Annotated in this window: 18 protein-coding genes; 6 read left to right on the forward strand and 12 right to left on the reverse strand. The window is 61.0% G+C overall.

Features of this window, described 5'->3' with window-relative positions:
• Window positions 1–78: 78 nt before the first annotated feature.
• Together HCN58_RS21220 and HCN58_RS21225 are read right to left on the reverse strand one after the other, a co-directional pair.
• Window positions 79–345 (reverse strand): hypothetical protein, encoded by a 267-nt coding sequence (locus HCN58_RS21220; RefSeq protein WP_171581346.1) that lies wholly within the window; start codon window positions 343–345, stop codon window positions 79–81.
• Between the two features lie 194 nt (window positions 346–539).
• Window positions 540–1,778, reverse strand: a complete 1,239-nt coding sequence (locus HCN58_RS21225) for an SMP-30/gluconolactonase/LRE family protein (protein ID WP_171581347.1) — start codon at window positions 1,776–1,778, stop codon at window positions 540–542.
• A gap of 373 nt (window positions 1,779–2,151) precedes the next feature.
• Between HCN58_RS21225 and HCN58_RS21230 the strand changes: the two genes are divergently transcribed.
• On the forward strand, window positions 2,152–3,366 hold the full coding sequence (locus HCN58_RS21230) for a serine hydrolase domain-containing protein (RefSeq protein WP_235983807.1): 1,215 nt from the start codon (window positions 2,152–2,154) through the stop codon (window positions 3,364–3,366).
• Window positions 3,367–3,392: 26 nt separating this feature from the next.
• Here the strand turns inward: HCN58_RS21230 and HCN58_RS21235 are convergent, their stop codons facing one another.
• Window positions 3,393–4,385 (reverse strand): L,D-transpeptidase family protein, encoded by a 993-nt coding sequence (locus HCN58_RS21235; RefSeq protein WP_171581348.1) that lies wholly within the window; start codon window positions 4,383–4,385, stop codon window positions 3,393–3,395.
• Window positions 4,386–4,520: 135 nt separating this feature from the next.
• Window positions 4,521–5,036, reverse strand: a complete 516-nt coding sequence (locus tag HCN58_RS21240) for an SRPBCC family protein (protein ID WP_171581349.1) — start codon at window positions 5,034–5,036, stop codon at window positions 4,521–4,523.
• Window positions 5,037–5,234: 198 nt separating this feature from the next.
• Here HCN58_RS21240 and HCN58_RS21245 point away from each other — a divergent pair, with 198 nt between their 5' ends.
• Window positions 5,235–5,933: a winged helix-turn-helix transcriptional regulator gene (locus HCN58_RS21245; RefSeq protein WP_171581350.1), complete on the forward strand. Its 699-nt coding sequence runs from the start codon at window positions 5,235–5,237 to the stop codon at window positions 5,931–5,933.
• Between the two features lie 85 nt (window positions 5,934–6,018).
• Window positions 6,019–6,441, forward strand: coding sequence for a GFA family protein (locus HCN58_RS21250; RefSeq protein WP_171581351.1), 423 nt, complete (start codon window positions 6,019–6,021; stop codon window positions 6,439–6,441).
• Window positions 6,442–6,598: 157 nt separating this feature from the next.
• Here HCN58_RS21250 and HCN58_RS21255 read toward each other — a convergent pair whose 3' ends face one another.
• The 7 genes from HCN58_RS21255 to HCN58_RS21285 all read right to left on the reverse strand — a co-directional run bounded on the left by HCN58_RS21255 (window position 6,599) and on the right by HCN58_RS21285 (window position 14,715).
• Window positions 6,599–7,222: a flavin reductase family protein gene (locus HCN58_RS21255; RefSeq protein ID WP_171581352.1), complete on the reverse strand. Its 624-nt coding sequence runs from the start codon at window positions 7,220–7,222 to the stop codon at window positions 6,599–6,601.
• A 127-nt stretch (window positions 7,223–7,349) separates the two neighbouring features.
• On the reverse strand, window positions 7,350–7,958 hold the full coding sequence (locus HCN58_RS21260; protein ID WP_171581353.1) for a TetR/AcrR family transcriptional regulator: 609 nt from the start codon (window positions 7,956–7,958) through the stop codon (window positions 7,350–7,352).
• A 19-nt stretch (window positions 7,959–7,977) separates the two neighbouring features.
• Window positions 7,978–11,130: an efflux RND transporter permease subunit gene (locus HCN58_RS21265; protein ID WP_171581354.1), complete on the reverse strand. Its 3,153-nt coding sequence runs from the start codon at window positions 11,128–11,130 to the stop codon at window positions 7,978–7,980.
• Between the two features lie 141 nt (window positions 11,131–11,271).
• Window positions 11,272–12,375 (reverse strand): efflux RND transporter periplasmic adaptor subunit, encoded by a 1,104-nt coding sequence (locus tag HCN58_RS21270; RefSeq protein ID WP_171581355.1) that lies wholly within the window; start codon window positions 12,373–12,375, stop codon window positions 11,272–11,274.
• Window positions 12,376–12,640: 265 nt separating this feature from the next.
• Window positions 12,641–13,165 (reverse strand): hypothetical protein, encoded by a 525-nt coding sequence (locus tag HCN58_RS21275; RefSeq protein ID WP_171581356.1) that lies wholly within the window; start codon window positions 13,163–13,165, stop codon window positions 12,641–12,643.
• A gap of 68 nt (window positions 13,166–13,233) precedes the next feature.
• A complete protein-coding gene (locus HCN58_RS21280; protein WP_171581357.1) occupies window positions 13,234–14,406 on the reverse strand; it encodes a winged helix-turn-helix domain-containing protein in 1,173 nt (390 codons plus the stop codon).
• A gap of 78 nt (window positions 14,407–14,484) precedes the next feature.
• Window positions 14,485–14,715 carry a hypothetical protein gene (locus HCN58_RS21285; protein WP_171581358.1) on the reverse strand — a complete coding sequence of 77 codons (231 nt, stop codon included), beginning with the start codon at window positions 14,713–14,715 and terminating at the stop codon, window positions 14,485–14,487.
• Window positions 14,716–15,423: 708 nt separating this feature from the next.
• Between HCN58_RS21285 and HCN58_RS21290 the strand changes: the two genes are divergently transcribed.
• A complete protein-coding gene (locus HCN58_RS21290; protein WP_171581359.1) occupies window positions 15,424–16,056 on the forward strand; it encodes an OmpA family protein in 633 nt (210 codons plus the stop codon).
• Window positions 16,057–16,171: 115 nt separating this feature from the next.
• Here HCN58_RS21290 and HCN58_RS21295 read toward each other — a convergent pair whose 3' ends face one another.
• The gene (locus tag HCN58_RS21295; protein ID WP_376701200.1) at window positions 16,172–17,431 is read right to left on the reverse strand and encodes a phospholipid carrier-dependent glycosyltransferase; all 1,260 of its coding nucleotides are present in this window, start codon (window positions 17,429–17,431) and stop codon (window positions 16,172–16,174) included.
• 306 nt (window positions 17,432–17,737) lie between these two features.
• Here HCN58_RS21295 and HCN58_RS21300 point away from each other — a divergent pair, with 306 nt between their 5' ends.
• Entirely contained in the window at window positions 17,738–18,397 is a 660-nt protein-coding gene (locus tag HCN58_RS21300; RefSeq protein WP_235983778.1) for a FecR family protein, read from the forward strand.
• A gap of 2 nt (window positions 18,398–18,399) precedes the next feature.
• Window positions 18,400–19,488 carry a hypothetical protein gene (locus HCN58_RS21305; RefSeq protein WP_171581360.1) on the forward strand — a complete coding sequence of 363 codons (1,089 nt, stop codon included), beginning with the start codon at window positions 18,400–18,402 and terminating at the stop codon, window positions 19,486–19,488.
• Window positions 19,489–19,543 lie beyond the last annotated feature (55 nt).

Here is a 19,543-nt window from a genome sequence, read left to right on the forward strand (position 1 = left end):
ACGTTTAGAGACCGGCAATGTTACCGGATGGATGCCGCTCGGGAATGCCCGCATGTCTCAACCGCGGACACACCGGTGTTATGAATCACGCTTATTGCGTCGTCGCTCGTTGGGGACGAACACGGCAAATACTTCCTTGACACGAACGGCAGGCGTGACATCGCGGGTAAAGCGAAGCTCCGCGGTCGACCGGGTTTCCTCCACGCGAGGCGCGTAAAGCGCGCTGGTATACAGCGATCCGTCAAACCGCAAATTGCTTTCGTCGTCGGTGAGATAAGCGTGCGAAATAAACAAGAAAACGAGCAGCGTCGATCCTACGACGGTAAAATATTTGAATACGGGCATTGGTGCAAAAGCCTCTCCTTTTTCTTGAAAAGGAGGGTGCAGCACGCGCCATAAAAGCAGGGTTTAGACGTGCCCAGCTTTTGCCCGAACGGTTGACTGCCGGTTGTCAATTTGTGGAGAATTTTAATGAATCGCTGCCCGTCATTCCGGGCTCCTGAGCGAGAGCCCGGAATGACGTGGTGAGGCTGAACGAGCTAGCCCGGCCCTGCGCCCTGCGTTGCCGTGTACACGGCGTAGAGCGACTGGCTCGCGGCCATGAACAGGCGGTTGCGCTTGGGGCCGCCGAAGCAGATGTTGCCGCACACTTCGGGGAGACGGATGCGGCCGAGGAGCTTGCCCTCGGGCGACCACACAGTTACGCCGCTATAGCCGACAGCACGGCCGGCATTGCTCGAGCACCAGACGTTGCCATTGACGTCGCAGCGCACACCGTCCGGCCCGCACTTCACGCCGTCGACCACGAAATCGCTGAACCGCTTGTGGTTGGTCAGCTTGTTGTCGGTGCCGACGTCGAACACGAACATGTCGCCTTTGCCGCCTGCGCCTGTATCGCCCGGTCCCTTGCCGGTAGAGGCGACATACAGCTTCTTGTAGTCGGGCGAGAAGCAGAGGCCGTTGGGATCGGGCACCTGTTCCTCAGTCACGACAAGATCGATACGGCCGGAGGGATCGATGCGATAGCAGTTGGTCGGCAGTTCGCGCTTGCCCGGCACGAAGCCTGCCGGCTGGCCGATCCGCGGATTGAGCTTGCCGCCGGAATTGCTCGGGCCTCCCGCAACATCAGGTTCACCCTCATAGAGCTGCCCGCCATACGGCGGATCGGTGAACCAGTAGCTGCCGTCGGGATGAGCGACGACGTCGTTCGGCGAGTTCAGCCTTTTGCCGTTGTACAAGTCGGCCAGCACGGTCGCGGTGCCGTCATGCTCATAGCGCACGACGCGCCGGGTGAGATGCTCGCAGGAAAGCTGTCGTCCCTGGAAATCGAACGAGTTGCCGTTAGAATTGTTGGACGGCGTACGAAAGACGCTGACGTGACCGTCATCCTCCGACCATCGCATCTGCCTGTTGTTGGGAATGTCGCTCCACAGAAGATACCGCCCCTGCGCGCTCCAGGCGGGGCCTTCGGCCCACAACAGGCCGGTGTAGAGGCGCTTGATCGCCGTATTGGGCTGGGCGAGATCGTTGAATGATGGATCCACCGCGATGATATCTGGGTCCCAGAAATAGGTGGTGGGGGCACCGCGCGGACTGAAATCACGTGGCGGGCTGGTGACTGTTGACGGAGGCGCCACCGGGCCGGTCTGGGCCAATGCGCTGCCGGCTCCTGTGACGGTAGCACCGGCGCATACCGCCAAACCCTGGACAAGCGTTCGTCGCGAAATCGCGACTTCTGGATCATGCTGTCGTGAATCGCGCCGCTCCTGGCGTGTCATCGAATCCTCCCAATCTGTTCGCCGGCCGTTGATCCGGCCTGGCAACTTGAGGTTAGTCCGGTCCGTGCCCGGTTGCGAGAGCCGCTTTTGATTTCAGCCCCGGTTCAAGCTTGCAGCCGAAGATGGCATTAACTCGTCCAACGCATGTTTGTCGGGAGGCTCCGTCATCGTCGCGCTTGGGGCAATGGCCCGCGTGGCGGCAAGGTGCGCGACATGCTAATCACTCGACAATTGGTCGAATTCTCCGGCAATCAGTCGGTCCGCGGGGCAAATCAAAATGAAGACGCTGACGCGACAGATGTTGCATTGCACCGCGGGATCTCGCGCAAAACGACTTTTAGCTGCGGTCTTGTTATTGGCAATCTGGACTGACATGGCAGCAGCCAACCAGGCCGCCAAAGTCCCCGCGCCGTCACCGAGCAAGCTCGAACGTATCACTGAATTTTTTAGCAATGAGGTTGCAACGGGGAGGTTGCCGGGCGCCGTCGTGTTGATCCAGCAACACGGCAAGCCGGTTTATCTGAAATGTTTCGGCGTTCAGGATGTCGAGACCAAGGCTCCGATGACACCTGACACGATCTTTGCACTTCATTCGATGACGAAGCCGATTACCAGTGTCGCGGCGATGATGTTGATCGACACAGGCAAGCTCTCGCTCGCCGATCCCGTGTCCAAATTCATTCCCGGGTTTGCCGACTCGAAGGTGGCCGTCGGTTCTGATAATGTTGACGGCAAGAACGTTCTAAAGCTTGTCCCGGCAGATCGGCCAGTGACCATTATGGACCTGCTGCGCCATACGTCGGGCATCACGTACGATTATATCGGTGGCAAGTTGATCATGAAGGCCTATTCGGAATCAGGCCTTTTCGATGGACGTTACGACAACAAGGTGTTTGCCGAGCGCATCGCCAGATTGCCTTTGGCGCGGCAACCCGGGACGCTGTGGCGTTACGGACATTCAACCGACGTCCTCGGGCGCATCATCGAGATCGTATCGGGACAGACGCTCTATCAATTTGAAAAGCAGCACATCTTCGATCCGCTCGGCATGGCCAGTACAAAATTCGTGCTGGAAAGTGCCGACGAGCGCGCGCGGATGGCGGAGCCGCTGCCAAGCGATACCATCCTGAAACTCGCGGAGGCTGAACGTCGCGCTCATCCCGAATGGGAGTCCGGCGGCGGCGGGTTGGTCTCGACGCTGAACGACTATGTCCGTTTTGCCCAGATGATTCTCAATGGCGGGCAGCTCGACGGCAAACGCTATCTTAGCCCGGCAGCATTCAGGTCGATGACGTCGGACCATATCGGGCCCGGCTCCGGCGTTGCGCGGGATTATTACTACTTTCCCGGAGATGGCTTCGGCTACGGTTATGGTTTTGCCGTGCGCACCGATCCGGGAAATGCGAAACCGCCGCCGCCGGGTTCGATCGGCGAACTTAAATGGGATAGCGGCAGCGGCACCTATTTCGGTGTCGACCCAAAGCTGGACATGATTTACATCCTGCTTGAGCAGACCCAGAACGAACGTGGACGCATTACGCCCGCGTTCAAGAAGCTGGTTTACGACGCGTTTGCCACGGACGAATGATCTGGTGGCATTGCCTCCGGAAAAAATTACTTCCGGCTCGCCGCCTGCTGCTCGACGAACGCCACCTCGGTGCCCTTCTTGAGGAGCTTTGCCAACTTATCGGCGTCCCAATTGGTGAGACGCACGCAGCCATGAGATTCCGCCTTGCTAACTTTCGACGGATTGGCCGTGCCGTGAATGCCATAGCCTTCCGCGGAAAGTCCGATCCACTGCGATCCGACGGGGTTGTTCGGCCCGGGCTTGATCGTGAAGGCGCGTTTGGATCTGACTTCCTTGAATTTATAATCCGGGTTGTAGCGATAATGCGGGCGGGCATCGATTGAGATCACCTTGAGCACGCCGCTCGGGGTCGGCTTTTCCTCGCTTCCGACGGTTGCAGGAAAGAAGGCGATCAGTTCGGAATCCGCGAACGCCTTGACGGTCTGGGAGCTCTTGTCGACCTCGACACGGGTTGCAATTGGTTTGGTCTCTTTCGCGATCACATTGATTACCGATATCGTCTGGTCGGCTTGGTCGAATTTCTTGCCGGGGTTGAGGGCTGCGAGCAGTGTTTCGCTCATATGAAATTTTTCAGCGATGGCCTCGCGCGGGCTGGTGTAATTGAGCGCCTTCAATCCCTTCATGTCTTCCATCCGGGCGGGAAGCTTCTTGAGGAACGGCCCCTTCACGTCTGCCGCTGCGATCGTGTAGTCGACCACGATGGCATCCGCGCTGGTCGCAATCAAAGCGCTCCAGATCTCCGGGGTCAGCGGCTGCTGATTGACGACCAGGCCCTTGGCTTCGGCGAACGCCCGCAAGGCTTTCTGGGCATTCTCGCCGAGCTTGCCGTCGATCTCTCCGGGCGAGAAATTAGCACGGTCGAGCAGCACCTGAGCCTTGACCACGACAGGATCGATCTTGTCGTCGGCGGGCGGCTTGCCCTTGAACTCCGCATTGTTGACCGCCGCCGCGTCGAGGCCCGCAAGGGCCGGCTGGACAAGACAGGCGAGCAGGATCAGCCCGGCCAACAAGCGGATCATAGGCAATCTCCGAAATACCGACGATAAAGATTTCGACGGGTCGGAGTTCCCTCCCGAAGTGTCTCGGAAGGCGGCCGGCGACCAGCGGAGAGTTCATGGCCGGCCGGGCGGGCTTCAGCCGAACTGGCTGCCGCGTTACTTGGCGAGCCTGGCCTTGATCTCAGCCAGGCCGGCTTCGTAGACGCCGATCAACGCGTCACTGGCAGTCTTTTCGTTTCCCTCGTCGGGAGTATAGGAGCCAATCCACGTGATGGTCGAAGACCCATCATTCTTGGCTGTCACCTTGATCGTCGCCTTGTAGTTGGAGACTGGAAGCGGGCTGGACAGGAACGAATAGGAGTAACTGTGCTCATTCTCGTTCCTCGAGGTTTGCATTTCCACAAACGCGGCCTTGCGGTCCTTGGTCACGAGAACGCGGGTCGGTGGCGCTTTGCCATCCTCGATGCATTCGCCGACCGGCGGCAGCCAGTTCTTGATCGCGCAGAACGGTCCGATTAAAGACCATACGGTCGAGGCGGATGCTTTCACGTCGGCGCTGCGTGTGATTGTCGCGGCAACAACGGGGGTAATGGCGGCGCCCAGAAGCACCGCTCCACCGAGCGCGGCAAAGCACGTCAGCACGACCGTTCGATCGCTAGGAAATTTTGTCATGGAAGGTCCTCATCATCTAGATTTTCATTTGCGGCCTGAGAGCCCGGTTCAGGCAAGCCCAAGCCCGCATTCCCGCGAGTTACCAAGCGGAGTATCCAGCGGCCATTTCACGGAATGAATCGGACCCGGTACAGAAACTGAACTGGAAGCGTCTGCCTTTGATGACTAGGATTGCTCGTCAGCCAGATGGAGAGAAGCATGGCCGAAGGTAGCTACAGGCAGTTCTGCCCGGTTGCGATGGCTGCGGAAGTGCTGTGCACGCGCTGGACCGTTGTCCTGCTCCGGGAAATGGTCGCCGGATCGACGCGCTTTAACGAATTGCGCCGCGGCGTGCCGCGGATGTCGCCGGCCTTGCTCTCACGGCGGCTCAAGGATCTTGAAGCCGCAGGAATTGTCGCCCGTGAAGCGTCGCAAGCGGATTCCGGCGCAGTCGAATATCGCCTGACCGCTTCCGGGCGAGAACTTGGGCCGATCGTCGAGGCATTTGGCATCTGGGGCCAGCGCCGGATCGAAGCGGACTTGTCGCTCCAGCATCTCGACGTTCAACTTCTAATGTGGGATATGCGCCGGAATCTGAATCCGACGCCGATGCCGCGCGGCCGAAACGTCGTTCAGTTCGTTTACCCCGAGCTTTCGGCCGCGCAGCGCGCCTGGTGGCTAATTGTCGACCCGAAGGATGGCGTCGATCTCTGCTCAGTCGACCCCGGATTCGACGTTGACCTCTACGTGTCAGTCGACCTGCGAAGCATGACCGCGATCTGGATGGGGCTCGATACCGTTCGCGCGGCGGTCGCCAGCAAGCGCATGCTGCTGACCGGAGACCGGCATATCGCGTCGGCGATGCAGACGTGGCTCGGTCTCAGCCCGTTTGCCAAAGAGAAGAAGCTTGCAAGCTGATCCCCCAGTACAGTCCTGGAACTGGAGACAGCCAAAGCTTTCCTGACAATCAAGATGACTTGTTCAACTGCGGGAGGAAAAACAAATGGATCACGCCGGAAGCTGTTTTTGCGGAGCCGTAAAACTGGTGGTCAAGGGCGACCCCGAGGCGATGGGTTATTGTCACTGCCGTTCCTGTCGCTCGTGGTCTGGCGGGCCGGTCAATGCTTTCAGCCTATGGAAGCCGGAGGCGGTCGAGATCGAAACGGGAGCCGAGAATATCGCGACTTTCCAGAAGACGCCGCTCAGCGAGCGCAAGTACTGCCGGAAGTGCGGCGGTCACTTGATGACCAATCATCCGCCGCTCGGACTGGTCGACGTGTTCGCGGCGACTATTCCGACCCTGGATTTCAAGCCGGGCGTTCACGTCAACTACGCCGAAGCGGTTCTGCGCATGCGGGACGGTCTGCCAAAGCTCAAGGATTTTCCGGCCGAGTTTGGTGGCTCGGGAGAGGCTGTCGCGGAATAGCGGGTTGCAAAAGTGCGGCTGCTAGCTTCACGCAAGTCTGCGTGGCTTTCTGAGCCACAAGCCAAAGGCCGCCCCTGCTAAAGGGCGGCCTTTGCAGCCGTTGTTTCTCGTAGCCTCACGGTCGCTCGCATAAGCGAGGCCGATACCCAACGAACAATCAATCCGGCCGGATCATCTCGAACATGTTTTCCGGCTTGATCTCGAAATAATCGCCGCGGCGGCCGGCGCGGACGATCGGGTGGGCCAGACCGGTCTGGTAGACGCCGTCCTTGATGAAGGCCCTGTCGATGTGCACGGCGACGACTTCGCCCAGTGTCAGCCAGGCCTGCGCCTTTTCGCCGTTCTTGCCCTGTAACTGGATGATCTGCGTCAGCCTGCATTCGAACGCGACCGGGCTTTCGGCGACGCGCGGCACGTTGACCAGCTTGCAGGGCGCCGCCGTAAGCCCCGCAACCTTGAATTCATCGACATCACGGGCAACGTGCGCGGCGGTCGCGTTCATCTGCTTCGCCAGATCCATGGTGGCAAGATTCCAGACGAACTCCCCGGTTTCCTGGATGTTGCCGGCGCTGTCCTTCCAGTTCGTCGACGAGAAGCCGATGATCGGCGGCACGTAGCAGAAGGCATTGAAGAAGCTGTAGGGCGCCAGATTGATGTTGCCGTTGCCGTCGCGCGAGGAAATCCACCCGATCGGGCGCGGTGCGATGATGGCGTTGAAGGGATCGTGCTTGAGGCCGTGGCCGTTCTTCGGCTCGTAGAAATGCAGGTCTTGGGTAGTCACGCCGGGACTGTTCCTTTTTGCGTCATTGCGAGGAGCAAAGCGACGAAGCAATCCATGCCAGGTCGTGCGAAGCCAATGAATTGCTTCGCTTCGCTCGCAATGACGGAAGAGTCAACTGACGAATGCGTCAATTCGCCTTGGCGCGCGGCGAGAGGCCGGCGATGACAAAGTCGATCATCTGGTCGATCGAGGGGCCCGGCTTGGTGGCGCATTGGGCGATCATCTGGGGGTGGAAGAAGCGCATCATTGCGGTGCAAGCGCACAGCGAGGCGAGTTGCAAATCGGCAACCTCGAACTCGCCGGAAGCGGCGCCCTGCCCGATCACCTGGCCAATGGTCCGGGCAATCATCTCCATATGGGCAACGCAGACGCCCCAGTCCTCCTGCATCGCGATCTCGACCATCTCATGAAGTTTGGAATCGCCGACATAACGCTCGGTGTTCATGCGGTTGATGGTCTTGATCATCTGGCGCAGGCGGACCGACGCTGGCCCAGCCGCCTGCGCGATCCGTTGCGCCTCGACCTCGACCTCGCCCATCAAGGTCCGCGCCACGCCCTCGTGGATCGCCTTCTTCGAATCGAAGAAGCGATAGACGTTAGCGGGGCTCATCCGCAGTTCCTTGGCGATGTCGGCGACCGTCGTCTTCTGGTAGCCGATCTGCCTGAACAGACGCTCCGCCACCACGAGAATCTTCTCGCGGGTGTCGGTCTCGATGTGTTCCGAAATCAGCGTCATGTCAGCTCTCAATGTTCAATTATTCTGCGGCGTCGGCAAGCGGAATTGCGTGCGGTCCCTTCGGATGCTCCTTGGCCTGATGCTGCGCCGCAAGATCAGGCTGCTCGGCCTGGCCGCTTTCTTCCAGGCTCTTCCTGAACCACAGGGCGTAAAGGCCTGGCAGGTACAGCAAGGTCAGGAAGGTTGCAACAAACAAACCGCCCATGATGGTGATCGCCATCGGCCCCCAGAAGGCGGAGCGCGACAGGGGGATCATGGCCAGGATCGCCGCCAGCGCCGTCAGGATCACTGGGCGAGCCCGCCGGACCGTGGCTTCGACGATGGCTTCCTTTCGCGTCATGCCCTGGGAAACGTCGGCCTCGATCTGGTCAACCAAAATCACCGCGTTGCGCATTATCATGCCGGCAAGCGCGATCAGGCCGAGGAGCGCCACGAAACCAAACGGCTGGTTGGCAATGTTGAGACCAAGCGAGGCGCCGACGATGCCGAGCGGCGCGGTTAAGAATACCAGGATCAGACGCGAGAAGCTCTGCAACTGGATCATCAAGAGCGTCAGCATCACCAGCGCCATCAACGGAAACAGCATGGCGATCGAGGCATTGCCCTTGGCAGATTCCTCGAACGCTCCGCCCGGCTCGATCCGGTAGGCCGGCTCGAGATGGTCGCTGATTTCCTTCAGCTTCGGTGAGATCTGGTTGGTAACGTCGGGCGCCTGCACGCCGTCGACGACGTCGCTCCGCACCGTGATCGCCATGTCGCGATTGCGCCGCCACATGATCGGCTCCTCATGCGAATATTCGATCCGCGCGATCTGCTGCAGCGGCACGGCGACGCCGTTGCGCGAGGTCACAGTGAGGTCGCCGACACGGCCGAGATCGAGCCGTTCTGACGGAACCGCGCGCGCGACCACGCCGACCTTCTCGATGCCGTCGCGGATCGTCGTCACCGGCGCGCCCGAGATCAGCATGGCGAGCGCCTGGGAGACGTCTTGCGGGGTCAGGCCAAGCGCGCGGGCGCGGTCCTGATCGACCACGAGCTTGAGGTAAGGCGACTGCTCGTTCCAGTCAAGCTGCGGCTCGGTGACGTTGGGGTTCTGCCGCATCACGTCGCGTACCTTGTAGGCGATGTCGCGCACGGTATTGGGATCGGGGCCGATCACGCGGAACTGGACCGGGAAGCCGACCGGCGGACCGAAGTTAAAGCGATCGACGCGCACGCGCGCTTCGCTCAGTTCGCCTTCGGCTACCGCCTTCTCCAGCCGCGCCTTGATGCGCTCGCGGGCCTCGACGTCCTTCGACACGATCACGATCTCGGCAAAGGCCTCGTTAGGCAGTTGCGGGTTGAGGCCGAGCCAGAAGCGTGGCGAACCCTGGCCGACATAGGCGGTGTAGGTCGCGACATCCTTGTCGTCCTTGAGCAGCGCCTCGGCCTTCTTGACCGACTTTTCCGTGACGTTGAAGGCGGTGCCTTCCGGCAGGCGCAGCTGCAGGAACAGCTCGGGTCGTTCGGACAGCGGGAAGAACTGCTGCTGTACATGGCCGAAGCCCACGATCGACAGCGCGAACACGCCGACGGTCGCTGCCACGACCTTGATGCGATGGTCGACGCACCACTGCACCACAGCGCGCAGGCCCCGATACATCCGCGTCTCGTAAATCGCGTGCGGATCGTGGTTGTGGTGCACGGCAATGTTGGGCAAGAGCTTGACGCCGATATAGGGCGTGAAGATCACTGCCACGAACCAGGAGGCGACCAGCGAAATCGCAACGATCCAGAAGATGCCGCCGGCATATTCGCCGACCGCCGAATTGGCAAAGCCGATGGGGAGGAAGCCAGCGGCCGTGACCAGCGTCCCCGTGAGCATCGGAAACGCAGTTGATTCCCAGGCAAAGGATGCCGCGCGGACGCGGTCCCAGCCCTGTTCCATTTTCACCACCATCATTTCCACGGCGATGATGGCGTCGTCGACCAGGAGGCCGAGCGCGATGATCAGTGCGCCAAGCGTGATGCGATGCAGGTCGATCGACATCGCGTTCATGACGATGAAAACAATCGCGAGCACCAGCGGCACCGACATCGCGACAACGATGCCGGTGCGCCAGCCGAGCGCGACAAACGACACGAACAGCACGATCGCCAGCGCCTCGATGAAGGAATGCACGAACTCGCCGACGGCACGCTCGACCACCTTCGGCTGGTCGGCGATCTGCTCGACCTCGATGCCCTGCGGCACCGCCTTCATGAAATCGTTCGTTGCCTTCTCGACGTCCTTGCCGAGCTCGAGGATGTTGGCACCCTTGGTGGTGACGACGCCGATGCCGATCGCAGGCTTGCCTTCCTGGCGGGCGACGAAGGTCGGGGGATCGACGAAGCCGTGGGTGACGGTCGCGATATCGCCGAGCCGGAACACGCGGCCGTTGCTTTCGACCGGGGTTTCCGCGACCGCCTTGGCGCCGTCGAGCGCACCGGTGACGCGCAGCGGCACGCGCTGCGCGGAGGTTTCCACCGTGCCCGCCGGAGTGACGTTGTTCTGCTTGGCGAGCGAATCGAACAATGCCTGCGGCGTGATGCCGAGCGTTGCGAGCTTGGCGTGGGAGAATTCGACGAAGATGCGCTCGTCCTGGGTGCCGTAGAGATTGACCTTGGTGACGCCGGAAACCTTCAACAGGCGCTGGCGCATGCCTTCGGCGGCCTTCTTCAACTGCGCGTAATCGGCGCCATCGCCCGTCATCATGTAGAGAATGGAATCGACGTCGGAGAATTCGTCGTTGACATTCGGTCCGAGCAGGCCGGCGGGCAACTGGCCCTGCACGTCGGCGAGCTTCTTGCGCAACAGATAAAACAGATAGGGCACGTCCTTTGGCGGGGTCGAGTCCTTGAACGTGACCTGCATCGCCGTGAACGACGGCTTCGAATAGGTCTGTACCTTCTCGAAGAACGGCAATTCCTGCAGCTTCTTCTCGATGGGATCGGCGACCTGTGTCTGCATTTCCTGTGCGGTCGCGCCGGGCCAGATCGCGGAAACGTTCACCACCTTCACCGTGAAGAATGGGTCTTCGGCGCGGCCGAGCCGCTCATAGGAGAAAAAGCCGGCAACGCCGAGCGCGATCATCAGGAACAGGATCAGGGTCGGATGGCTCACCGCCCAGCCCGAGAGATTGAAGCGCTTCATGTCACTCTCCAACTTCGAAATTCGCTTCCGTTTCCACCGTCATTGCGAGCGAAGCGAAGCAATCCATTCATCCACTCGTGGCGCTATGGATTGCTTCGTCGTGTTCGCTCCTCGCAATGACGGCGCCGATTAATTGACGGGCTAGAACGACAGCGACGACACCACCCGGACCTTCTGGGCCGGATCGAGCTTCTGTACGCCGAGCGCAACCACCTTGGCGCCTTCGTTGACGCCGCCGGCGATCACCACGGAATTGCTTTCATAGGATTTCACCACGACCGGCTTCAGTGCGATCGCGCCGGAATCGTCGACGATATAGAGCGATGGGTTGCTGCCCTGGCTGAACAGCGCCGATAGCGGCAGTTTTGCGACGCGCTCGGTGGCGGCATCGGCCAGCGTCAGCGTCGCGGTCATGCCAAGCGAGACCTTGTCGTCGGCTTCCGGCAGCGAGAATTTGGCGAGATAGGTCCGCGTCGCCGGATCTGCGGACGGCGCGATCTCACGCAGCTTCGCGGCATATTTCTTTTCCGAATCCGACCACAGCGTCACGGAGGCCGTGCCGGACTTGGCGCGGCCTACCAGCGTCTCGGGAATCGCGACCACGGCCTCCTTTTCGGCAAAGCGCGCGACGCGCACCGCGGTCTGGCCGGCGGCCACAACCTGGCCGGGCTCGATCAAGGTCGCGGTCACCACGCCGCGGGTATCGGCGACCAGCGTTGCATACGACAGGGAGTTCTTGGTGAGTTCGACCTGCCTCTCGGCGCGATTGAAGCGCGCGCGGGCTTCGTCAGCAGCGGCACGGCTCTGATCCATCTGCGCATCCGTGGTCCAGCCCTTGGCGCGCAGATCCTTGGCGCGCTGCTCGGAAGCGCTGGCCTGCGCCAGCACACCGGTGGCGGCGCGGAATTCGGCCTCGGCCTGCTCGGCCTGCAGCTTCAGATCGACCTCGTCGAGGGTGGCGAGCGGCTGGCCGACATCCACGGTCTGGCCGACCTCGACCAGACGCCGGGCAACTTTGCCAGGGACGCGGAACCCCATGTCGGTCTCGATCCGGGGCCGGATGGTACCGACGAAGCTGCGCTCGGGGGTCTCGGCAGCATAATGCACGGTGGCGACCAGAACCGGGCGTCCGGGAGCAGCCGTTTCGGCCACCTCGTTGCAACCGGCCAAGACGAAGACCGCAAATGCTAATAATGCTCCTGTCAAGAGCCTGTAATAGCTAGAGAAAACGGACCGGGCGAACATCGAACTCTCCATCGCAGGATCTGATGAAGAGTATTGAATGGCGACTGATGAATGTCAATATTCGTCAGTGATCATGAATTCGTGAAGCGAGATGGGGTTTAAGAGGTAATTGCTTCTCAAGGGAAATTGCTCTCCGGACCGGCCGAGTCTTAGCCCGGACGGGCGCAACGAAGCTTGGGAGGCCTTCACGCCGAGCGAATCTCCCCCGACTAGAGCACTCCCTCCATCCGGCCGAGCGGCTGTCGCCTCGCCTGCCATCCGCGCATCAGGCACGTCGAGCTTTCTTGCGAGACTTCTTTGCGGTGGTCTTCTTCGCGCTTCTGGCAGGCCTACTCGCCGGTCTTGATTTCTGGCTGCTCGATTTTGTTGCGGCCGACCTCTTTGCCGTCTTTTTGGCGGTCCGCGCCTGTGCGGTTCGAGTCTTGGCGCTCTGGGCCTTCGCAGTCGGAGCCTTGGCGGCTCGAGTCTTGGCAGCTCGAGTCTTGGCAGCTCGTGTTTTGGCAGCTCGAGTTTTGGCAGCTCCGGCTTTACTCGCCTTGGCTGGCGGCGCGCCGCGACGTTTCTTCGCCGCGCGCTTCCGTCGTTCAGGCGCGGCTGCAACCGGTGGCACCATCAAGGGATCGGAGACGAGGCCGTCGGCGGCGAGCGGCACATAGGCCGCCGCGCGTTCATCGGCCTTCAGGCCCGGCTCGTCCGCTTTCAGCGCCTGGCTCGCAGCTTCTGTCGCGGTGTTTGCAATGTCCTTCACCGTGTCGGTGAACTTTTCCAGAATCGATTTGTCCTTGCCCATGTCGCCTCCCCGCGTTGTGCAGCATGGAACTAACAAACCCGGTGGCGGCGGGTTCCCCGACGGAAACTCTAATCGGCCAACTGAAACCGCTCGAAGCGATCCAGCTCTTCCTCGATGCGCTGTTTGTAGTCTTTGCGCGCCGCCCTCGCCGCGCCCTTGCCGACCCAGCTCCACTTCTGCATCAGCAGCTTTTTGTTCTGTCGGTCGGTCTTGAGATCGATGGCGGCGACTATGTCTTCGCCGACCAGCACCGGCAGCGCGAAATAGCCGAACAGGCGCTTCTCCTTCGGCACATAGGCCTCGAAGCGGTGGCCGTAGTCGAAGAACAGTTCGGTGCGCTTGCGTTGGATGATCAGGGGATCGAACGGCGACAGGATGTGCACCGCGCCATCGCCCACGTCTGCCGACGGATTTAGCTCCAGCACTTCCGGCCGGGCCCAATGCTCCTGCTTGCCGGCGCCTTCGAGCGCGACCCGCACCAATTCCTTGCGCCGCACCCGCGCCTCAATCAGGCGCCGCACGGCGGGCTTGCTCGGCGCGTCGAGATGGCAGACGGAATCCAGGCTGACGACGCCTTGGGATCGAAGCGCGCGGTCGAGCAGGTAGGCGGTGATTTCCACCGAAGTCGCCGGTTTCGGCAGCTTGTCCCAGCCAAAATGCCGCGTCATCAGTTCATAGGTCTTGAGCATGCCGGTGCGTTCGGAGATTGTCACCTCGCCGGTGTAGAAGGCAAGCTGCAGCGCCCGTTTCGAGGGTTTGCGGCTCTGCCACAGATGCTCTTTCTCGGCCAGAACGTCGTCGTCGATGTCGCGGATGGTCAGTGCGCCGTCGCGCCGCAACAGCCGCCTCACTTTGCGGGTGTCCTCCGGCTTGACGGAAGCAAACCACTGGTGGCCATTACGCCGGTGCTCTCGCATTGCCGGAACGAAGAAGCGAAAGTCCTTGGCCGGCACGTAGGACAGGGCGTGGGTCCAGTATTCGAAGACACTTTTGTCGACGCTCTGCGCCTGGTGCAGGTCGGCGCGGGCGTAAGCGGGGATGCGGCTATAGAGAATGTGATGATGACAGCGCTCGATGACATGAATGGTGTCGATCTGGACATAGCCGAGATGGTCGACCGCGGCCGCCACCGCCTGCGGTCCGGCGCCAAACGGCTCGCTGGTATCGAGCCGCTGGGCATGCAGCCAGATTCGCCGGGCCTCGGTTTTGGTCAACGGACGGGGTTCAGTCGCGCGGGGCATCGCACGGCAATGTAGCGGGATTCGCGGGCGTGAGGAGTCCCGGGTTCCCAGACCGCCGCCTCACCGCGCCAGCTCACCTCACCGCTTCTGCCGCTCTCCGACGCTGCCGGTTGCGATCTCGGCCTCGCAGGAGGCGCGGCCGGGCTGGGGCGCATGGCACTTGTAGACATGGCCGGTGAGACGATCGACCAGCCACGCGCTCTCCTCTGTCGGGCTTTCGAACCCGACATACCGGCTGCCGAGCGCGTTGATCAGCGTCGACAGCAAAATTGCGGCGGCGATCATCGCCGCGCCGATCAGTGTTGGCATAGAACTTCCGGAACCGGCAGGCTCCGATGCGCTGGTACGATAGCCCAGATACTCACGCTGACGTTTGACTGACTGTAACACCGCCCCGCCCGTTTGGTTGCCCCGAACGATTTCTTCTTCAGATTTTTTGTGAGTAGTTTTGCTAGAGACGCATCTGGCCGTTTTGTTGTCCACAGATCGGCGCTCGCGCGACGGACTCGCTTTTTTTTGTGAATGAAGAAAGTCGACAGCGTCGGAAGCGGCGCTTGAGATCAGTTGGCGGACATTGGTTTCCCAACGAGCTTGCGGCGTCTGCTGCACGGCGTTGAGATAACGAAGTTCGGATGGCTGGGCACCGCGACTGCCTCGGTGAAATCCCGGAGGTGATGCCGAAAATGATCAGGCGACGCTGGGGATCGCAGCACTGCTTCCGGTCGAGGCAGCTCCGGTGGCCCGACTACACCCTGCAAGATCGCGCGACCGATTTCCCGATCGAAATCGATCGCACCCGGCGATTCAGATCACGCAGGCAAGGCCGGGCGATCGTCCGCCGAATTTGCCGCCTCCGACCCGCTGGAGCGGCGGTTGAAAGTGTCTCTATGGAAAGCTCGACCTTCACTTCACTACTGTGATTTGAGTCACATTGCTCGTTTTGAACCCGTCCTATCGTCACAGCATCAAAACATCATGCACGCCGTTTTGCAGGCATTAACAGTGAGGATTAGGACAATGACCCGCTTTTTTTCCATCATGACTATCGCCGCCGCGCTGTCGATGACGGCGGGCTTGGCTGTCGCCGGAGATACCGTCTCGGCCGACAAAATTTTGGACGCCCTGAAGCCTAAGCCGGGCGCGACCCGTGGCCTCTCGACCGGCCCGCAGCAGCCGGTGGAGGCCGCCGCCAAGGCCAAGGAAATCGGCTTCGTCGAATCGCTCCGCAACCGCAAGACCCGATCGCTGTCGCTCGGCGAGCGCCAGGAAATTGCGGAACTTGCCGCGAGCAAGCCGAAGATCGATCTCGAAATCCAGTTCGACTACAATTCGGCCGACATCAGAAAGAACTCGGTTTCCGCGGTGCAGGAGCTCGGCAAGGCGCTTTCCGATTCGAGCCTAAAGGGTTCGACCTTCGTGATCGCCGGTCATACCGACGCGATCGGCGGCGAGGCCTATAACCAGGATCTTTCCGAACGCCGCGCCGATACGATCAAGAAGTACCTGACCGAGAAGTACGGCATCGCCGGTTCCAATCTCGTGACGGTCGGTTATGGCAAGACCAAGCCGAAGGATGCGAGTGCGCCGATGGACCCCATCAACCGCCGCGTTCAGGTCGTCAACATGGATACCAAGACTGCCTCGAAGTGAGGTCTTGAAAGCCGATCCGCCTGCCGCCAGTGGCAGGCGGATTTTTCATTGCCGCGATCAAAGCATTCGGCCGAAGCCGTCAGCGCCGCAACGGGCGTTCAGCGCAGATGATCCTTCAAATCCAGTTCTGGAAGATCATCAGACGGCTGAACGTCGCCATCGAAGTGCCTATGAACGCGGCCGATATCGGCAACATTGCGGCAAAGCCAGCAAAACCGATCGCCACATAGGCCCACAGCAGCCAAGGTGGCATGCTGCCGCGCCTCAAGGCATACACCAGCGCAAAACTCGCCGTAGTCGCCGCCGGCAGGTAGTAGTAGATGAAGCCGAGCGTTCGCGGCAGCAATGCCCATGCGAGGTATGGGCCGAAATAGAACGCCAGTATCAGGAAGGCGTCGTCCCGCCGCGCCACGATCCAGTCGCGCAGACAGATCGCAACCGCAATCAGCGCTGGCCACAGGATCAGCGGATTGCCGAGGAAGACCACGGCGGCGATACGGTCTTCATTGACCTTGTCAAAGAGATACCAGACCGGGCGCACCAGGAACGGCCAGGACGGCCATGAACTCATATAGGTGTGGCCTGCAATCGCACTCGTCGTGTTGTCGCTGAAAATGCGGCGTTGCGCCTGCAGAATATCCGGAACCGACAATCCGTAGAGCGGAATGAAGGTGGCAAGATAAACGGCAGCCGGAATAAATACGAGGCAGACGGCGAAATGCCAGGCTTTGAAACCGGACCAGAGATCGGGCCGGTACCAATCTCCCGGCTCGGCATCTGCGAATTGAGTGCGCCAGCTTTGCATCAAGCGGATCACGGCGACGATGACGATGCAGACCGCGAGCACGAACAGCCCGCTCCATTTGCAGGCGGCCGACAGGCCAAAGCCGATCCCGGCAAGCGCGAACCACAGATGCGGCCGCTCTCTTCGAAATCCATGCGCGAAGGCCGCGAGGGCGAATAGGCTGAAGGCGAGCGCAAAAATATCCAGCATCGCGATCCGCGATTGCACGAACAGCATCTGGTTGAAAAAGGCGAGCAGGCTCGCCGCGATGGCGGGCCCCTGTGCGGCGAACAGCGCCAGTCCACACAGATACACCGCAACAACGGCAAGCGATCCGAACAGGACGCCGGGATAGCGCCACCCCAACGGCCGGTCACCGAATGAATGGATCGACAGCGCGATGAGCTGCTTGGCGAGCGGTGGATGCATCGGGTTGAGCATCGGCTCTTGCATCACCGGCTCGAGCATCTGCCGCGCCGCCGGGACGTAATGCACCTCGTCGAAATAGAATTTCTCCGGCGTGGTGACACCGACCAGCATCGCAAAATGCGCGAGAACGAACAGGAGGCCCGCGGTGATGCCAGTGCGCATCATCGAATCGGACAAGTCGGAAGGTGATCGGGCTATTGGCTTCACGGACACACGGAATAGGGGGACCAACTGACATTGCGGCAAATTTGAGTGTGATGGCTCCAGATTTTTATGTCCATCGCATTGAACGCGTTTCGATTTCGCAATCACTAACCCGCGGGCCAGTAAGCCGTGCGAGTGATAATTCTGCCACATCGAAACGCGCGTGCGACCCGGTGCGATGTCGCGATGAAATCGAACGGTTTTGAAATGTATTTCTGTAAGTGCTTTTGCTCGTTGTCTGTAATTGGCCTGGTAACTGCGTTGATGGCTATGCCCGCGTACGCGCAAGCGCGCGTCGGTGAAGCGGCCGTCGTGAAGGATGAAGTGCTCCGGGTTGCCGGACCTTCGACCACCCAGATCAAGGTCGGCGATGGGCTGCTCCGCGATGAAACCGTGCGCACCGGTGTCGACGGCGCAACCCGGCTGGTGATGGCCGACAGCACCAACCTCTCGCTCGGACCTAACGCTACGCTCAAGCTCGATCGCACCGTTTTCGACGACGACCATCACTACCGCGAGATCGCGGTGCGCCTGACTTCGGGCGCGTTTCGTTTCGTCACCGGCCATTCGGATAAGGCGGCCTACAAGATCACGACGCCGTTGGCGACCATCGGCGTGCGCGGCACCACGCTCGATATCCTGTCGCAGCGCGGCCAGACCATCGTCAATTTGCAGGACGGCGCGGCCTCGGTCTGCACGGTCAGCTTCGAGTGCATCCAGCTCACCCGGCTCGGCGAGACCGCCATCGTCACCTCGAGCGGCGGCGGCAGATCGACGATCAAGAAGACCAGCAATCCGCCATGGACGTTTGCTGCAACCTGCAGCGCCGCGGCAGGGCTTTGCAGCAAGACGCAATATGCCGATGCAACACCCGCCATTGTCGATGACGGCAGCGATCCCACCGCCATGCTGTGCGGGCGCTGACCATGGCGAATTTTCCCCGCAGCCTTCTGCCGTCCGCGGCGCTCTTTCTGTTGCTTCTTGCGACGCAATCATCGCCTGCGTGGGCGCAGTCGCCTTCGCCGACGCCGAGTCCGACCCCCGCGCCGACGCCATCGGCTTCCCCAACTCCGACGCCAAGCCCTACGTCGGCGCCAAGCACTAACGCGCCGCCGATAGCCGGGCCCGGTTCGAACGTCGGATCGATCAACGACCTGGCCGGACAACGCTTCAACCAGATAATCACCAACCGCGTTCTCGGCAACGTGCTGCTGGGGGTCAACGAGCAGGTCAATTGCAACGATTGCATTAGCGCGTTCGGCTCGGCGGGTTCGTTCTCGGCCGGCATTCACGGTCGCAAGAACCTGACGCCGAATTTCTCGTTGCTGGCGGGCATCGCCTATACCCAGTACAATGAAGGCGGCTACCGCGTCACCAGCGCGCCGATCGGGGCATTCGCGCTACGTTATGATTTCGTCGACTGGGGATCGTCGCGGCCGTTCTTCGATATCGGCACCATCCTGTCGCCGTTCCAGAAGGTGCGCTACTCGCGCAGCTACACGACGAGACTCGGCGCGGTATCGCTGGAAAGCTCGACGTCGAGCGAGAATTATGCCGTCTACGGCCGCGCCGGCTGGATGAGCCGGTTCTCGCCGCGCGATGAAGCCGCAGCTTACGTCGAGCTCTGGCAGTTATGGCAACGCGTGAAGGGCTATACGGACCCTGCGGCCGCATTCAACCCGTTTGAAGCCTCGATCGCCACGGGCACCGATCGCACCAGCCTCGTCAAGATCGGCGGACAGTGGACGCACCTGTTCGGCTCAAGCGTCGAGGCCAACATCAACGGCGGGTGGGTGCAATCGTTCGGGACACGCTCCGGCATCGTCGCCACCGTGGCCGGTGACGGCACCATCGTGCCTGTCATCGGCAATCAGGGCTGGTTCGAATATGGCGGCCGGCTTGGCTTCCGCATTACCAAGGGCTGGGTCGCCGACCTCTTCCTCAATGGCACCGCCGGCCCGCAGCCGGTCGGCAACACGATTCACGGCGGCGTGGGGCTGCGGATTAGTTATTAGCAGAGTGCAGCACCATTAAACCCTCATGGTGAGAGGCGCTTTAGCGCCGTCTCGA

The organism is Bradyrhizobium australiense (assembly GCF_013114825.1).
In the GTDB taxonomy this organism is placed as follows: domain Bacteria; phylum Pseudomonadota; class Alphaproteobacteria; order Rhizobiales; family Xanthobacteraceae; genus Bradyrhizobium; species Bradyrhizobium australiense.

Bases quoted from the DNA above. Each gene is read 5' to 3' on its own strand.
- HCN58_RS21220 (WP_171581346.1), bottom strand. From the start codon at position 345: ATGCCCGTATTCAAATATTTTACCGTCGTAGGATCGACGCTGCTCGTT.
- HCN58_RS21225 (WP_171581347.1), bottom strand. From the start codon at position 1,778: ATGACACGCCAGGAGCGGCGCGATTCACGACAGCATGATCCAGAAGTC.
- HCN58_RS21230 (WP_235983807.1), top strand. From the start codon at position 2,152: ATGGCAGCAGCCAACCAGGCCGCCAAAGTCCCCGCGCCGTCACCGAGC.
- HCN58_RS21235 (WP_171581348.1), bottom strand. From the start codon at position 4,385: ATGATCCGCTTGTTGGCCGGGCTGATCCTGCTCGCCTGTCTTGTCCAG.
- HCN58_RS21240 (WP_171581349.1), bottom strand. From the start codon at position 5,036: ATGACAAAATTTCCTAGCGATCGAACGGTCGTGCTGACGTGCTTTGCC.
- HCN58_RS21245 (WP_171581350.1), top strand. From the start codon at position 5,235: ATGGCCGAAGGTAGCTACAGGCAGTTCTGCCCGGTTGCGATGGCTGCG.
- HCN58_RS21250 (WP_171581351.1), top strand. From the start codon at position 6,019: ATGGATCACGCCGGAAGCTGTTTTTGCGGAGCCGTAAAACTGGTGGTC.
- HCN58_RS21260 (WP_171581353.1), bottom strand. From the start codon at position 7,958: ATGACGCTGATTTCGGAACACATCGAGACCGACACCCGCGAGAAGATT.
- HCN58_RS21265 (WP_171581354.1), bottom strand. From the start codon at position 11,130: ATGAAGCGCTTCAATCTCTCGGGCTGGGCGGTGAGCCATCCGACCCTG.
- HCN58_RS21270 (WP_171581355.1), bottom strand. From the start codon at position 12,375: ATGTTCGCCCGGTCCGTTTTCTCTAGCTATTACAGGCTCTTGACAGGA.
- HCN58_RS21275 (WP_171581356.1), bottom strand. From the start codon at position 13,165: ATGGGCAAGGACAAATCGATTCTGGAAAAGTTCACCGACACGGTGAAG.
- HCN58_RS21280 (WP_171581357.1), bottom strand. From the start codon at position 14,406: ATGCCCCGCGCGACTGAACCCCGTCCGTTGACCAAAACCGAGGCCCGG.
- HCN58_RS21285 (WP_171581358.1), bottom strand. From the start codon at position 14,715: ATGCCAACACTGATCGGCGCGGCGATGATCGCCGCCGCAATTTTGCTG.
- HCN58_RS21290 (WP_171581359.1), top strand. From the start codon at position 15,424: ATGACCCGCTTTTTTTCCATCATGACTATCGCCGCCGCGCTGTCGATG.
- HCN58_RS21295 (WP_376701200.1), bottom strand. From the start codon at position 17,431: ATGCGCACTGGCATCACCGCGGGCCTCCTGTTCGTTCTCGCGCATTTT.
- HCN58_RS21300 (WP_235983778.1), top strand. From the start codon at position 17,738: ATGGCTATGCCCGCGTACGCGCAAGCGCGCGTCGGTGAAGCGGCCGTC.
- HCN58_RS21305 (WP_171581360.1), top strand. From the start codon at position 18,400: ATGGCGAATTTTCCCCGCAGCCTTCTGCCGTCCGCGGCGCTCTTTCTG.